We start from the raw sequence: 15,363 nt of genomic DNA, 5'->3' as shown, positions 1-15,363 counted from the left end.
ACTCTTTTCATAATTTATGACCGAAAAACAAACTTGGAGCCAGCGGTTTGAATCAGCGTTGCATCCAGCGATCGCTCGTTTTAATGCCAGTATAAGTTTCGATATTGAATTAATCGAATATGACCTCACTGGTTCTCAAGCTCATGCCCAAATGCTTGCTCACACGGGCATCATCTCCCCAGAAGAAGGAGAGCAACTGGTTGCAGGTTTAGAACAAATTCGCCAAGAGTACCGCCAGGGAAAATTTCAGCCTGGTGTCGATGCTGAAGATGTACATTTTGCAGTTGAACACCGACTGACAGAAATTGTTGGCGATGTAGGTAAAAAGGTGCATACAGCGCGATCGCGTAATGACCAAGTTGGCACCGATACCAGACTCTACCTCCGCGACCAAATCCAACAAATCAAAAGCGAATTGCGAGAATTTCAAGGTGTTTTACTAGATATAGCCGAAAAGCACGTTGAAACCCTGATTCCTGGCTATACCCACCTCCAACGCGCCCAACCCGTGAGTTTAGCTCATCACCTCTTGGCATACTTTCAAATGACGCAACGGGACTGGGAACGCTTAGGAGATGTTTCTCGCCGGGTGAATATCTCACCTTTGGGATGTGGTGCTTTAGCGGGAACTACTTTCCCTATCGATCGCCACTACACAGCCAAACTCTTGAATTTTGACGATATTTATGCTAACAGCCTCGATGGAGTGAGCGATCGCGATTTTGCGATCGAATTTTTGTGTGCTGCTAGCTTGATTATGGTTCACCTCAGCCGCCTTGCAGAAGAAGTCATTCTTTGGTCATCTGAAGAATTTCGCTTTGTCACCCTCAAAGATAGCTGTGCCACAGGTTCCAGTATCATGCCCCAAAAGAAAAACCCCGATGTACCAGAATTGGTGCGGGGGAAAACGGGACGTGTATTCGGTCATCTCCAGGCGATGTTAGTCATTATGAAGGGGCTACCCCTGGCATATAACAAAGACTTACAAGAAGATAAAGAAGGTCTATTTGATAGCGTTAACACAGTCAAAGCGTCTCTAGAAGCGATGACGATTTTGCTCAGGGAAGGCTTAGAATTTCGTACCCAGCGGTTAGCATCAGCGGTGGCGGAAGATTTTTCTAATGCTACCGATGTAGCAGATTATCTAGCAGCACGGGGCGTTCCTTTTCGGGAAGCTTACAACCTTGTAGGTAAGGTGGTAAAAACTAGTATTGCCGCAGGTAAACTCTTAAAAGACTTGAAATTGGAAGAGTGGCAACAACTACATCCGGCATTTGCAGCAGATATTTATGAGGCGATTTCCCCCCGTCAAGTTGTTGCTGCCCGCAACAGTTACGGTGGTACTGGCTTTGCACAGGTAAACAAAGCACTCATAGCCGCCCGCGCTCAAATTGCTCAATAGAAGGAATGGGGAGTCGGGAATGGAGAATAAAGAATGGGGAATAAAGAATAAATTCTTCCCCATACCCCATACCCAATGCCCAATGCCCAATGCCCAATGCCCAATGCTCCAATCCCCAAAATAAATAAGGGCGTACAAATAAATGTGCGCCCCAAAAGGTAAATAACCTAAACAATAAGGATTTAGGCAAGCAGCTTAGTCAGTGTCAGCTGCTGTTGCTGCGCCTTCTTCTTCTTCACTCTTTGGTGGTCTTTGTTGGAACCTTCTCTGCATTCTTCCTGTCGTAGTCCGTTTACGAAACTTTCTGGCATACGCCTGGTTACGTAGCGCCTTTTCTTTTTTCGGGTTACGGCGCTTGGCCATGTTCACCTCTATAAATAAACAACAAAAAAGTAGCAACTAGGCATCACGTAGGCAATATTAGCTACCAATGTTATTGATATACTTCTAGCCTAGTGCAGCAATAAATACGCTTTAAACAGTGTACTAGTCTATCGCATTATACCTAACTATGTCAATAAAATTATGAATGATCCCCGCCAGTAAGACGAAAAACATCTTTTCTTAGATTCCAATCTATCAAATAGATTAGAAATTAGCTCATTAGTTGTTTTTCTTGAAACAATCCAATATTATCAAGAAATAATTCAGGAGTTAGTCATTAAAACTCAGTAAGTATAGGTGGGTTTAAGCATAGAGTCTAATATTTGGTTTAGTAAGCTTTAATTAATTGTAGGTTTTAAAGCCTACTTAATTGCCTCTTATAAATTCAGATTTTTGAATTTTGACTTATTATTCATATTATTATTTTTAATGTGTTCTAAAAATCTATTAGTAACAGCTAGTTTCAGTAACGCCAATGCTAGCTATAAACTGAAAATTTACCTGCTTCAAAAAATATCATGTATAGATAAATACAGTGCTTCTATTGAAACTTGATGTTAGAATTGATAATATTCTACGTAAATCGTGAGAATAAAATCTCAACCCACAAACATTTTTGTATCAAACAAAACTCAACAAAAACTTTATTAGTTGAGCAGATGTAAGTGGTAGGGAACTATAGAATACAACACATAAATTTTGAAGATTGAACGTTATTGCTTTTTTTCCGGCAGCTGTAGAGTCCACACGTAGCTTATGGCGTATTGGACAAACAGTATTGGGTATAATATTTCGTCATCCCATTACTGGTACTAGTATCATCCCAATTTTACCCGATGGTCGGATTGTACTGATCCGGCGGCGCGACAATGGTCTTTGGTCATTGCCTGGAGGAATTGTAGATTGGGGAGAAGATATTCCCAATACAGTCCGCCGGGAATTGCTGGAGGAAACCGGGCTAGAATTGGTGAAAATTAACCGTTTGGTAGGAGTTTACTCTGCACCAGACCGCGATCCCAGAATCCATTCAATTTGTATTGTGGTTGAAGCCGAGGTGCATGGGACAATGGAGATTCAAGACACTTTAGAAGTCATGGAAATTCAAGCTTTCTCTCCCAGTTTACTACCTTCAGGAAAGATGTCTCACGACCATACTCGGCAGTTGCAAGACTACTTGAATGGCTTGACAACACTGGCATAAGAATATTTAGTCATTAGTCATTAGTCCTTTGTCATTTGTCATTTGCTGCCAAAGTTCTGATCTCAGGAAGCCTTAGCTTACACTTCTCTGTTTGTAATTTGTCCAGAACTAGTTAATAATTACCAATGACTAATGACTAATGACTATTTATTATGGTGCTAAAAGTTAACTACTAAATAAAATGGATACACTATTCCGTAACTCCCGGAGAAAGCTCTCTCAAGGGCTACTTTTCTGGCGTGAAGTCGGTGAAAAAACTCCTATAATTTTTTTACATGGTGCTTGGAATGAGAGCAGTCAATGGTTATCGGTGATGGAGTCCCTTGCACAAGATTTTCATTGTTTTGCACCTGATTTACTAGGGTTTGGTGAATCAGAAAATCCTAATATCCACCATTCGATAGATTTACAAGTTGAGTGTTTAGCTGAATTTTTGCAAGCTGTGAAGCTAGAAAAAGTATATTTAGTGGGGCATTCTCTTGGGGGTTGGATTGCTGCTAGCTATGCTTTAAAGTATCCAGAGAAAGTTGATGGTTTGGTACTGCTAGCACCAGAGGGTGTAGAGATAGCAGGACAAGAAGAGTATTGCCAGAAGATGCGGCGATTATTGAATTATCCACCACTAATAGTCAAATTTTTGCGATCGCTCAGTCCTTTAACTAAAATCCTGGGTTGGCATGAAAAAATTGCACAAGACTTGCAGTTGCGTCAAGCGCTATTGCCGTATCCCATAGGTTGCCAGTTACTTTTCAAACGGCGACAAGTAGAAATTGAGGCGGAATTACTGCAAAAGCAGCTTTACATGATAGATGTCCCAGTTTTTATTTTACAAGGTGGACAAGATACCCCAGATGCTTTAGCCAGAAGCCGTGTTTATGCTCAACTGATGCCAAAAGTTGAGTTGAAAATGATTGCCCATGCCGGAAATGACTTACCAGAATCTTGTGCTGAGGTTGTGGCGATCGAAATTCAGGAGTTTATTCAAGGTATTTTAAAAAGCTAGGACTTACGCATTGACAGAAAAGCCTAAATGACAGATATGCCTTTCAAGGCTTTTAGCTAGATTTTTCAATTATCTTTTTGCGATCGCAATTAACAAAGGATGCTTTGTAAAAGCCTGAAACAACCTATTTACGTTAATATACAAGATGATTCATTTGTACAGTGCGTAAATCCTAAAAGCCATAATTTCAACGAATTAAACTAGCTCATTCAGGGTTTGTTGCCAATCCACAACACATATTCCTTTGCTCTCAAAGCGTGATATGTGGTTTCAAGTTTGTTGTCACAACTATGACTTGAGCAAAACTCTTCAATTGGAGAATTGCTTGAGCAGCAAGAATTACATCACCATCCAAGCTGTCATTGCTTGCTGGATTTTATTACTTATTCTCCATTATTATTTTCTGCATTCCCAAAAAAATCAAATTTGGTTCCACAATTAAACGTGTTGCGATTTCAGGATATAAAGCTTGCAAATTGTTAATTAATAAAGTGCGATCGCCCCCTTTAATCGCAACTTTAGCATCAGGAAATAAATTCCACCACGCTTCAATAAAATCTTTAATACCAGCTAATATTGTATAAATCACTCCGCTTTGAATTGCTTCTGTTGTGCTGAGTGCAAAACGTGGTGGTAGAGAAACTAAATTTTGCATTTCCACTAATGGTAATTGTCCTGTTTGTTGACCGAGAGTTGCAAATTGTAAGCCCAATCCCGGCAAAATTGCACCTCCAACTAGACACTCATTAGCATCCGCAGCCGTAAAAGTTAGGGCTGTCCCAGCATCAATTACCAACATCGGAAAACCCCAAGTTTTCCCCGTCCCCCACAAAGCTAAAGCGCGGTCAATTCCTAGTGTGGGATAAACACCTTTTAGCGGTACTTGGTCTAATGTAATAACATGAGTATTTGGGTAAGTTTGCCAAATAGTAGTTTGACTGGGAACTACGGAGGCGATTAAGAGAGGGCAGAGGGGGAGAGTGTTTGTTAGAGATTTAAATTCGGGAAAAATTTTCTCTAGTAAATCATTCAGGGTTTGACATTCAGCCAACTGTTGTATAACAGACTCAGGAAGATAGTCAGTATCCCAGCCTGAGTAAAGCGTCTCGCCAATAAACAACGCCCAATGTAGCCGAGAATTCCCAATTTCCAGCGCTAGCCAAATTTCCTCTCTGTGTTCTCTGTGGTTCTGCGGTTTCACAGTTTTAACTTTTTTAAGTTAGTTATAGATTTTTAATAAAAATTAACATTCAAGCCATGTCACAATAAAAGAAGAGGAACAAATACTCATTGTGTTAAGGAGGGGAGTTATGGTAGCGCTCACCAAAAAAGCTGAAAAACGGCTCACCATACAGCAGGTGGAAATTGCTCAAGAAACGACGGCTATTCGCTCTTTGGATTGGGATCGCGATCGCTTCGATATTGAGTTTGGTCTGCAAAACGGTACTACTTATAACTCGTTTCTCATTCGTGGGGAGCAGATTGCCTTAGTTGATACCTCCCATGAAAAGTTTCGTCAACTATATTTTGATACGCTTACTGGACTAATCAACCCAACAGAGATTGATTATTTGATTATCAGCCACACTGAGCCAGACCATAGCGGTTTAGTGAAAGATTTGCTGCAAATGGCTCCAGAAATAACCGTTGTCGGTTCTAAAGTGGCAATTCAGTTTCTTGAAGATTTAGTACATCAGCCATTTAAGCGGCGGATTGTAAAAAATGGCGATCGCTTAGATTTGGGCAATGGTCATGAATTTGAATTCGTGATTGCTCCCAATTTACATTGGCCCGATACCATTTTCAGCTTTGACCACAAAACCAAAACTCTCTACACCTGCGATGCATTTGGGTTGCACTATTGCTCAGATAGCACCTTTGATGAAAACTTGGCAGCGATCGAAGAAGACTTTCATTACTACTACGACTGCTTGATGGGGCCGAATGCTCGGTCAGTTCTGTCTGCCCTGAAGCGGATGGCGGAACTGAAAACCATCGACATGATTGCCACAGGACACGGCCCATTATTATCTCACAATGTTGAAGAACTAGTTGGACGTTACCGCACTTGGAGCCAAAGCCAAGCCAAGCCAGAAACAGTGATTGGCATATTTTACGTTTCCGAATACGGATATAGCGATCGCCTCGCGCAAGCAATTACCAACGGTATTGGGAAAAGTGGTGTAGCTGTGGAAATTGTCGATTTGGGGTCTGAAGTCGATTTACAAGAACTGCGGGAACTAGTTAGCCGCTGTGCTGGGCTAATCGTTGGTCTAACTCCGGCTTCTGGCGCTGCGAGTATTCAATCTGCACTCAGCACAGTTTTAGGATCTGCCAAAGAAAAGCAAGCTATCGGCGTATTTGAAACAGGCGGTGGTGATGATGAGCCAATAGATCCTTTGGTGAGTAAATTCCGCAATTTGGGTTTGACAACAGTTTTTCCAGCAATTCGGATTAAACAAACACCCACAGAAAACACTTACAAGTTGTGTGAAGAAGCAGGTACAGACTTAGCTCAATGGGTAACACGCGATCGCACTATCAAAGCCATGAAATCCCTTGGTGCTGACTTAGATAAAGCATTAGGTAGAATCAGCGGCGGACTATATATTATTACTGCCAAAAAAGGTGATGTATCCAGTGCGATGTTAGCCTCCTGGGTTGCTCAAGCAAGCTTCAAACCATTGGGATTTTCCATTGCAGTCGCCAAAGATCGGGCAATTGAATCACTTATGCAAGTAGGCGATCGTTTTGTTCTCAATGTTTTAGAAGAAGGCAATTTCCAACCATTAATGAAACACTTTTTGAAACGGTTCGCCCCTGGTGCCGATCGCTTTGAAGGCGTGAGAACTCAGCCAGCCGAAAATGGTGCGCCCATCCTCAACGACGCCCTCGCCTATATGGAGTGCGAAGTTATCAGTAGAATGGATTGCGGCGACCATTGGGCAGTATATAGCACAGTCTACGCTGGACGGGTTTCTAAGCCAGAAAGTTTGACTGCAGTGCATCACCGTAAAGTTGGCAACCACTACTAAAAAGTTAGGAGTTAGGAGTTAGGGGTTAGAAGTTAAAAATTAGGAGTTGTAGTGACGAGTTTAATAAAACATATCGTCTGGACAACGGAAATTAAAAAATTTAGATTAACGACTTTCTTCAACTCATAACTCATAACTCATAACTCATAACTCTTGTTTTAGCTATGTCAAAAAATAAACCCCGTGACGTTCAAGTTTGCCCCATTGCTACAGATACGAGAATACTGCGATCGCGCAGTTGGTCAAGGCTGAGATTTGAAATTGAATATGCTCTTGCTAAGGGTACAACTGCTAATTCTTATTTAATCGAAAGCGAGAAAACCGCAATTATCGATCCTCCAGGGGAAACCTTTACGCAAATTTATTTAGAAGCTTTGCAGCAACGTTTCCATTTTGAAGATTTAGATTATGTAATTTTGGGGCACGTAAATCCTAACCGCGCTGCAACTTTAAAAGCTTTGTTAGAAATTGCCCCGCAAATCACCTTTGTGTGTTCTAATCCAGGGGCGATAAATTTACGTGCGGCGCTGGAAAATCCAGATTTACAAATTCTTGTCATGCGGGGCGAAGAAACTCTAGATTTGGGTAATGGGCATAATTTACAATTTATTCCTACCCCCAATCCCCGCTATGCAGATCAACTTTGCACCTACGATCCGCAAACAGAAATTCTGTACACAGATAAGTTATTTGGGGCGCACGTTTGTGGAGATCAGGTATTTGATGAAGGGTGGGAAGTATATAACGAGGATCGGCGCTATTATTTTGATTGCCTCATGGCTCCCCACGCCCGTCAAGTTGAAACAGCACTAGATAAACTCGCTGATTTTCCCGTGCGAATGTATGCCAATGGACACGGGCCTTTGGTACGCTATGGTTTAATTGACCTGACCAAAGCTTATCGGGAATGGAGTCAACAGCAAACTTCTGCTGACTTGACAGTAGCGTTAATTTATGCATCCGCTTATGGAAATACAGCCACATTAGCCCAAGCGATCGCTCGTGGGATCACAAAAGCTGGCGTTGCCGTAGAATCGATTAACTGCGAGTTTACTGAACCAGAAGAAATCCGGGCGGCTGTGGAAAAAGCCGGTGGTTTCATCATCGGTTCTCCTACCCTTGGTGGTCATGCACCGACACCCGTACAAACAGCTTTAGGAATTGTCCTATCCACCGCTACTAACAATAAACTCGCCGGTGCTTTTGGTTCCTTTGGCTGGAGTGGGGAAGCGGTTGATTTAATTGAGAGTAAGTTAAAAGATGCTGGCTATCGGTTTGGTTTTGATACAATCCGCGTAAAATTCAAACCCGACGATGCCACCTTACAATTATGTGAAGAAGCTGGAACCGACTTTGCCCAAGCACTCAAAAAAGCCAGAAAAGTGCGATCGCAGAGTCTTCCTGCAACAACTGTAGAACAAGCAGTTGGGCGAATTGTGGGTTCTCTTTGCGTTCTCACAGCCAAGGAAGGCGATCGCTCCAGTGCCATGTTAGCTTCTTGGGTATCTCAAGCCAGCTTCAATCCACCTGGTTTAACTATCGCCGTCGCCAAAGAACGCGCAGTGGAAACACTGACGCATACAGGAAATAAATTTGTCCTCAACATCCTTAAAGAAGGAAACCACTTAGGATTGATGAAGCACTTTCTCAAACCTTTTGGCCCAGGACAAGACCGATTTGCTGATGTCGCCACCGGAGAAACAGAAAGCGGTTCTCCCATACTTACGGATGCTCTAGCATATCTTGAATGCTCCGTACAAAATCGGATGGAATCTGGCGACCACTGGCTGGTTTATGCAACTGTCGAGAGCGGTAAATTGTTAGATAATGATGGCGTTACAGCCGTCCATCATCGCAAGTCAGCAACTCATTATTAATTGGCCATGGGCTAAACAGGGCATGGGCCAAACAGGGCATTAACTAAAGTCTGGTGTTTTCATCTCAAAGTTTCGTGTTCTGAACTCGGAGTTTGAAGTTATGAACTCAGAGTTTCGTGTTATGAACCTCAAGTGTCGAGTTCAAAACTCAAAGTTTCGTGTTCTGAACTCGGAGTTTCCTATTCCAAAGCTCAAGTGTCGAGTTCAGAACTCGAAGTTTGGAGTTTCAAGCTTGAAGTGTCGAGTTCTAAGTTAAAAGGTGGAAGTTTTGAGAGCGATCGCATATCATTTTGTTTTCACGAATCGTCTATTGGTAAGCTTGTCTGGAGAGATGTGATCGCTTAGTAAAAGAATTTATTTGTGACTTGTATCTTTTAGAGTATTTTTAATAAAAAGGGAATGCAGCCTTTCAGATTTGCTCATAAGCAGATAAAAAATCCTCTCTTGAGATATCCGATTGAGTACAGATGAATCTCAACGTCGAACCTTTAATTTGAGAGTGGTTAGGCATAGTCAGTGGAGTTTTTGTTCCATCTTCGCTCGCTTCATAACAATATGTTCCCTCTCCCTAATAAGCTGTTCCACATTTAAATTGCATAACTACGGCGGACAAGATGCCCACCCCACAAGAGTTATATAAATTTTAGATATGCAAACTAGATGTGGTTTACCTTAACAGTAAATCCCAGAAATTCTAATGTCTTAATTACTTTAGTTTTAGATACATCTACTGGGAATTTAACCATTAAATAGGAACCTCAGCTTCCGCCACAAAAGCTTCTAGGACTAGTGAATTCCTCTTCTAAAACCTCTTGACCAAATATCTCTATATGGCTGTGGATAGCAGATTTAACATCAGCTAGTGCTTCTTCATAGCTGTCACCTTCGCCAACTACAACCCCCTTGATACCCAAGGGGTATGCTACGTAACCGTCATTATGTTTTTCAACAATAATTTTGATTGCTCTCATTGTCATATAAAAGAATGGCTGAAAAGTTCGGGGGGAATGTAGGACTTACACACAATAAACCCTTCAACCCCCTTAAAAAGTTGACTCTTCAGAAGGCGGCTATTTGCTAAAGCTGTAAATTTGCTGTGTCTCCAAGCGATCGCTAATCGATGAAGGCAGTGTACCATCAGTGAATATCTGCCGATCTAGTTGGACTTGTAAATTACTCAAAGGATCGCAACCAGAGGAAATTAGAAATTCTAATTTCTGGATGTATGGCAAAGTAGCAAGGTTGTCCAGAATTTGGAAGATTGCCTGTATATAAGGATGACCACTCTGCTGATACCAATCACAGCTAGCAACTTTTGCCTGATCGAAACCCAAGTGTACAGTTAAAGATGGTTCATCAAATATAGCGATCGCCAAGGGACGCGCTTCTTCCTGCAACAATAGATCGTTAGTTTTCGCTAAGTGTCGCAGTTTTTCCAAGCGTTCATAGCGTTCTGTCACAGCTTCCGGGTCATCTTGCCAGTGGATTGCCACTGTCACCAGATAAGTCTGTAACAGCATGTGACCCAGCTTTTTCGCCTTTGTCGCCAGATAATAGGAATTGTACTCGGTTGCCTCAATCAACAATGGCACGCGATCGACTACTTCCAATCCATAACCCTTAACTCCAGCAATTTTACGGGGGTTATTGGTAATCAGACGAATCTTTTTGATGCCCAAGTCCATGAGCATTTGTGCCCCCATCCCGTAGTCTCGCAAGTCAGCAGGAAATCCTAAACGCTCATTTGCCTCTACTGTATCCAGTCCCATATCCTGCAATGAGTAGGCTTTCAGCTTGTTAATCAAGCCGATTCCCCGCCCTTCTTGGCGCAGGTATACAACTACACCTTGACCAGCAGCCTCAATCATTTTCAGTGCAGCTTGTAACTGCATCCGACAATCGCAGCGCAAAGAACCCAAAGCGTCACCAGTTAAGCATTCTGAATGCATCCGCACCATCACTGGCTCATCTTTGAAGTTAGCTGGATCGCCCTTGACAATTGCAACGTGTTCTGTATTATCCAGAGTATGGCGATAGGCGTAAATTTCAAACTGACCGAATTGACTAGGCAGCTTGGTAATAACCTCACGATACACTAGGCGATCGTGCTGTAGGCGATAGCTGATTAAATCCGCAATACTAATAATTTTTAAATTGTGACGTTTCGCGTATTCAACTAACTGCTGTAACCGCGCCATTGAACCATCGGAGTTTTGAATTTCACAAATTACCCCTGCCGGGTATAGCCCTGCTAATCTAGCTAAGTCCACAGCAGCTTCCGTATGTCCTGCGCGTTTGAGTACGCCTCCAACCTTAGCCCGAATGGGAAAAATATGACCAGGACGACGTAAATCGGTAGGTTTTGTGGCTGGGTTGAGAGTAACCTGGATAGTGCGGGCGCGGTCTTCTGCTGAAATGCCTGTGGTGACACCTAACTCTGGCCCGGCATCAATACTGACAGTGAAGGCAGTTTGGTTAGTGTCTGTAATGTTGCTTACCATCAAGGGTAAGTCTAGCTCGTCTAGGCGATCGCCTGTCATTGCCAAACAAATTAGTCCTCTTGCTTCCACCGCCATGAAATTAATCATGTCGGGTGTGGCAAATTGGGCAGCACAAATTAAGTCGCCTTCATTTTCTCTATTTTCATCATCTACCACTACAATGACGCGACCTGCTTTTAGGTCTGCTAAGGCGGCATCAATCGAATCAAATTTAAAAGCTTGGGTAGGATTAGGCTGTGACACAGAAAGATTTCCAGCTATAAACGTAAATTTTTTTAACAATTTCTTCTTTTAGATTGTAGCTCCTTTATAAGGCAGAGAAGTAGACTAGCAATGATTTGATAACGGGGCAAAATTTTTTGCTATAAAAAGTGGGGATAAAGTGCAGCGACAGTAAAGGATGAAGGGGAAGGGGATGAGGAAGAATAATAATCGTTTCTTTGCTTCCCCATCTCCTCAGAACCAAGTAGAGGGGTTTAAGACGTTTTGTGCGCTGTGCGTCTGGTCGCTGATATTGTTGATAGCTGATAACGAATTAACCATTCATGGGATAAGGATTTCAGATCATGGGCAAATTTAGACGCGTACCCGTTGGGATTGTTGGCGCGTCGGGCTATGGTGGAGTGCAGTTAGTACGACTACTGATGGATCACCCAGAAGTCGAAATCGTTTATTTAGGAGGTGAGAGTAGTATCGGGAAATCCTTTGGGGATCTCTACCCGCATCTGGCTCATGCAACTAACCTGCTAATAGAAGCGGTAGAACCAGAAATAATTGCTCACCGCTGTGAAGTAGTTTTCCTGTCTTTACCAAATGGTCTGGCTTGCCAAATCGTACCTAAACTGTTGGAAAAAGGATGTAAAGTACTAGATTTGAGTGCAGACTATCGATTCAGTGATTTGATAACTTATACAAATTGGTATGGTACAGAGAGAACCGATCGCACAATCGCAGCTACAGCAGTTTATGGATTACCAGAACTGTATCGCGATCGCATTACCGAAGCTCAACTCATTGGCTGTCCTGGTTCCTATCCCACTGCCAGTCTCCTTGCACTTTCGCCACTTTTAAAGCAAGGCTTAATCAGACCAGAAACAGCTATTATCGATGCCAAGTCTGGCACATCTAGCAGTGGACGGCAGGCTCAAACCAATTTATTACTAGCTGAAGCCGACAACTCCATAGCAGCTTTCAATGTTGGTCGTCACCGTCATACCCCAGAAATTGAGCAAATTTGCAGTGACTTAGCCGGTCACGAACTCATGATCCAATTTACACCGCACCTTGTCCCAATGGTACGCGGTATTTTGGCAACGGTATATGCCACAATGAGCGATCCCGGTTTAGTACGAGATGACTTAATCACAATTTTCTCAGCCTTCTACCGCAACTCTCCTTGGGTAAAAGTCTGCGGTAGCGGCGTTTACCCGCAAACCAAGTGGGCTAACGGCAGCAATCTTTGTTACATCGGTGTAGAAGTTGACCCACGCACAGGTCGCGTCATTGTCATGTCAGCAATTGACAATCTAATCAAAGGGCAGGCGGGCCAAGCCATTCAGTGTCTAAACCTGATGATGGGCTGGGATGAAACCTTGGGGTTGCCCAAATTGGGGTTTTATCCGTAAATCAGTTAGGAGTTAAAAGTGATGAATTATGAATTAAAAACTCTTAACTCCTAACTCCTAACTCTACTTCGGCCCTAACCCCACAGCACCAGCATAAACGGCGCGATCGCCTAGTTGATCTTCAATTCGCAGCAAGCGATTATATTTTGCTACGCGTTCGCTGCGGCACAGAGAACCTGTTTTGATTTGACCCGCACGGGTTGCTACAGCTAAATCAGCGATCGTTGTATCTTCTGTTTCACCAGAACGATGGCTAATTACTGAACGGATACTATTGCGAGTTGCCAAATCAATCGTTTCCAAGGTTTCGGTGAGTGAACCAATTTGATTGAGTTTTATCAAAATGGCATTAGCGGCTTTTTCTTGAATGCCTCTTTGCAAGCGAGTAGCGTTAGTCACAAACAAGTCATCTCCTACCAATTGCACCCGCGAACCTAACTTCTGGGTCAGCAATTGCCAACTTTGCCAATCTTCTTCGTGCAAGCCATCTTCAATTGACACAATTGGATATTGGTCAACTAGTTGTCCTAAATAATCAATAAACTCAGTCGGGGCGTGAGGTTTACCATCGTAAACATACTGACCATTCTTGTAAAATTCACTAGCCGCCACATCCAACGCCAAAGCGACTTGTTCCCCTGGTTTGTAACCAGCTTTCTTAATGGCAGCAACCAGCAATTCTAAAGCGACCTGATTTGACTCTAGGTTAGGGGCAAAACCACCTTCATCACCCACACCAGTAAGCAAACCCTTCTCATCTAACACCTGACTGAGGGTAGCAAACACCTCTGCACCCCAGCGCAATGCTTCCCGGAAGGAAGTTGCACCAATTGGGACAATCATAAACTCTTGAAAGTCCACGTTGTTTGATGCGTGTGCGCCACCGTTAATCACATTCATCAACGGCACTGGGAGCAAATTCGCTAAAGGGCCACCCAAATAGCGATATAGAGGAATATCTAGAGATTCAGCACCTGCTTTGGCTGCTGCTAAGGAAACCCCCAAAATCGCATTCGCGCCCAAATTGGATTTGTTAGGAGAACCATCTATGGCGATCATTGTCCGGTCTAGCAGTTCTTGGTTGAGGGCATCCAAGCCTAGTAATTTTGGTGCAAGTGCTTCTTTGACGTTTTGTACTGCCTTGAGTACGCCTTTGCCCCCATAACGGCTTTTATCGCCATCACGCAGTTCGTGAGCCTCAAAAGTGCCAGTAGAAGCACCACTGGGAACTTGCGCCAGTCCGACAACACCGTTAGCTAAATGCACTTCGGCTTCAATTGTTGGTCTACCGCGAGAATCAAGAATTTCACGGGCTGCGATCGCCTCAATGGCAGTATCTAGAAATTTACTCATCTGTACTTTATCCTTTATTCGAGTGTGTTACGCATCCAGTCCAGTTGCCTAACCCAATCGCTAGCATAGGCGGTTAAGAGACTTTCTCGGCTGAGATTAAAGAAGATTTCCATTATAGGGATAGGGAGCAATGCCCAGAATGGGTAATTCTTTATTTTGTCCTTTCGGCTTTTAATTCTTTCTGTGACGGCATTTTTACCTTAAGACTTTGAGCTAGGTAAAATGTTTGCAGAGAATAACACTAAATCAATTACAGAGAAAAGGTCAATATGCGATTACTACACACAATGCTGCGAGTGGGCAACCTTGAAGAATCCTTAAAGTTCTACTGTGAAATTCTCGGAATGAAACTGCTGCGCCGAAAAGATTATCCGGGCGGAGAATTTACCCTGGCTTTTGTTGGCTATGGCGACGAAAGCGACAACTCGGTGATCGAACTCACCTACAACTGGGGCGTGGAAAAGTACGAATTGGGTAATGCTTACGGTCACATTGCTCTTGGCGTTGATGATATTTACGCTACGTGTGAAGAAATCCGCAATCAAGGCGGTAAAGTCGTGCGCGAACCAGGGGCGATGAAACATGGTTCGACGGTAATTGCTTTTGTTGAAGATCCAGATGGGTATAAAATTGAACTAATTCAACTGGGAACTCAAGGTTCAGCAGTCAAACAAGAATCACAAGAGCAACTTGTGAGTCAGTAATTTTTATCAGGGATTTCCAAAAAATAAATTATCCGTAGGGTGGAATGTCATTTATTTAAGCTAGATTCAGATCCCCGACTTCTTGAAGAAGCCGGGAATCTGGACAGCAACTTGTCCTTAAGAGCCATAGGAAAATCCACGCTGATGTCTTAAAAAGTTGAGCTAGAGAGAGAGATTGATTCTTTCCGTGTCGTCTCGTGTCAGTAAACCCAGACGCGCGAGACTTTTCCGTTTTTAGGCGGGTTCGGGGATCTCCTCTACGTAAATCCTATTACTAT

Annotated in this window: 12 protein-coding genes; 7 read left to right on the top strand and 5 right to left on the bottom strand. The window is 43.0% G+C overall.

Annotated elements, in window-relative coordinates; translation table 11 throughout:
• Nucleotides 1-16 precede the first annotated feature (16 nt).
• Nucleotides 17-1,402 (top strand): argininosuccinate lyase, encoded by a 1,386-nt coding sequence (gene argH, locus HWQ43_RS23325; RefSeq protein WP_292738361.1) that lies wholly within the window; start codon nucleotides 17-19, stop codon nucleotides 1,400-1,402.
• Between the two features lie 195 nt (nucleotides 1,403-1,597).
• On the opposite strand, the gene HWQ43_RS23320 is transcribed toward argH, so the two are convergent.
• Nucleotides 1,598-1,765 carry a hypothetical protein gene (locus HWQ43_RS23320; RefSeq protein ID WP_012412073.1) on the bottom strand — a complete coding sequence of 56 codons (168 nt, stop codon included), beginning with the start codon at nucleotides 1,763-1,765 and terminating at the stop codon, nucleotides 1,598-1,600.
• 727 nt (nucleotides 1,766-2,492) lie between these two features.
• Here HWQ43_RS23320 and HWQ43_RS23315 point away from each other — a divergent pair.
• Together HWQ43_RS23315 and HWQ43_RS23310 are read left to right on the top strand one after the other, a co-directional pair.
• Nucleotides 2,493-2,987 (top strand): NUDIX hydrolase, encoded by a 495-nt coding sequence (locus HWQ43_RS23315; RefSeq protein ID WP_292738360.1) that lies wholly within the window; start codon nucleotides 2,493-2,495, stop codon nucleotides 2,985-2,987.
• A 181-nt stretch (nucleotides 2,988-3,168) separates the two neighbouring features.
• Nucleotides 3,169-3,990 carry an alpha/beta hydrolase gene (locus HWQ43_RS23310; RefSeq protein ID WP_292738359.1) on the top strand — a complete coding sequence of 274 codons (822 nt, stop codon included), beginning with the start codon at nucleotides 3,169-3,171 and terminating at the stop codon, nucleotides 3,988-3,990.
• Between the two features lie 379 nt (nucleotides 3,991-4,369).
• Here the strand turns inward: HWQ43_RS23310 and HWQ43_RS23305 are convergent, their stop codons facing one another.
• Nucleotides 4,370-5,191, bottom strand: coding sequence for a pantothenate kinase (locus HWQ43_RS23305; protein ID WP_292738358.1), 822 nt, complete (start codon nucleotides 5,189-5,191; stop codon nucleotides 4,370-4,372).
• A gap of 109 nt (nucleotides 5,192-5,300) precedes the next feature.
• Between HWQ43_RS23305 and HWQ43_RS23300 the strand changes: the two genes are divergently transcribed.
• Nucleotides 5,301-7,025 (top strand): diflavin flavoprotein, encoded by a 1,725-nt coding sequence (locus tag HWQ43_RS23300; RefSeq protein ID WP_292738357.1) that lies wholly within the window; start codon nucleotides 5,301-5,303, stop codon nucleotides 7,023-7,025.
• Between the two features lie 164 nt (nucleotides 7,026-7,189).
• Entirely contained in the window at nucleotides 7,190-8,902 is a 1,713-nt protein-coding gene (locus tag HWQ43_RS23295) for a diflavin flavoprotein (protein ID WP_292738356.1), read from the top strand.
• Nucleotides 8,903-9,660: 758 nt separating this feature from the next.
• On the opposite strand, the gene HWQ43_RS23290 is transcribed toward HWQ43_RS23295, so the two are convergent.
• On the bottom strand, nucleotides 9,661-9,879 hold the full coding sequence (locus HWQ43_RS23290) for a hypothetical protein (protein ID WP_292738355.1): 219 nt from the start codon (nucleotides 9,877-9,879) through the stop codon (nucleotides 9,661-9,663).
• 93 nt (nucleotides 9,880-9,972) lie between these two features.
• Entirely contained in the window at nucleotides 9,973-11,646 is a 1,674-nt protein-coding gene (gene ribBA / locus HWQ43_RS23285) for a bifunctional 3,4-dihydroxy-2-butanone-4-phosphate synthase/GTP cyclohydrolase II (RefSeq protein ID WP_292738354.1), read from the bottom strand.
• A 323-nt stretch (nucleotides 11,647-11,969) separates the two neighbouring features.
• On the opposite strand from ribBA, the gene argC reads away from it, so the two are divergent.
• Nucleotides 11,970-13,028, top strand: coding sequence for an N-acetyl-gamma-glutamyl-phosphate reductase (gene argC, locus HWQ43_RS23280; RefSeq protein WP_292738353.1), 1,059 nt, complete (start codon nucleotides 11,970-11,972; stop codon nucleotides 13,026-13,028).
• Between the two features lie 63 nt (nucleotides 13,029-13,091).
• Here the strand turns inward: argC and eno are convergent, their stop codons facing one another.
• Nucleotides 13,092-14,381, bottom strand: a complete 1,290-nt coding sequence (eno, locus tag HWQ43_RS23275; protein WP_292738352.1) for a phosphopyruvate hydratase — start codon at nucleotides 14,379-14,381, stop codon at nucleotides 13,092-13,094.
• Between the two features lie 269 nt (nucleotides 14,382-14,650).
• On the opposite strand from eno, the gene gloA reads away from it, so the two are divergent.
• On the top strand, nucleotides 14,651-15,085 hold the full coding sequence (gene gloA, locus HWQ43_RS23270) for a lactoylglutathione lyase (protein ID WP_292738351.1): 435 nt from the start codon (nucleotides 14,651-14,653) through the stop codon (nucleotides 15,083-15,085).
• The last annotated feature ends 278 nt before the right edge of the window (nucleotides 15,086-15,363 follow it).

Origin of the sequence: Nostoc sp. JL31, assembly GCF_017114965.1 — a bacterium.
In the GTDB taxonomy this organism is placed as follows: Bacteria; Cyanobacteriota; Cyanobacteriia; order Cyanobacteriales; family Nostocaceae; genus Nostoc; species Nostoc punctiforme_A.
Note: the sequence above shows the minus strand (reverse complement) of the source record. Positions and strands in the feature narration are given on the sequence as shown.

Bases quoted from the DNA above. Each gene is read 5' to 3' on its own strand.
- HWQ43_RS23300 (WP_292738357.1), top strand. From the start codon at position 5,301: ATGGTAGCGCTCACCAAAAAAGCTGAAAAACGGCTCACCATACAGCAG.
- gloA (WP_292738351.1), top strand. From the start codon at position 14,651: ATGCGATTACTACACACAATGCTGCGAGTGGGCAACCTTGAAGAATCC.
- HWQ43_RS23310 (WP_292738359.1), top strand. From the start codon at position 3,169: ATGGATACACTATTCCGTAACTCCCGGAGAAAGCTCTCTCAAGGGCTA.
- HWQ43_RS23290 (WP_292738355.1), bottom strand. From the start codon at position 9,879: ATGACAATGAGAGCAATCAAAATTATTGTTGAAAAACATAATGACGGT.
- HWQ43_RS23320 (WP_012412073.1), bottom strand. From the start codon at position 1,765: ATGGCCAAGCGCCGTAACCCGAAAAAAGAAAAGGCGCTACGTAACCAG.
- argC (WP_292738353.1), top strand. From the start codon at position 11,970: ATGGGCAAATTTAGACGCGTACCCGTTGGGATTGTTGGCGCGTCGGGC.
- argH (WP_292738361.1), top strand. From the start codon at position 17: ATGACCGAAAAACAAACTTGGAGCCAGCGGTTTGAATCAGCGTTGCAT.
- eno (WP_292738352.1), bottom strand. From the start codon at position 14,381: ATGAGTAAATTTCTAGATACTGCCATTGAGGCGATCGCAGCCCGTGAA.
- HWQ43_RS23295 (WP_292738356.1), top strand. From the start codon at position 7,190: ATGTCAAAAAATAAACCCCGTGACGTTCAAGTTTGCCCCATTGCTACA.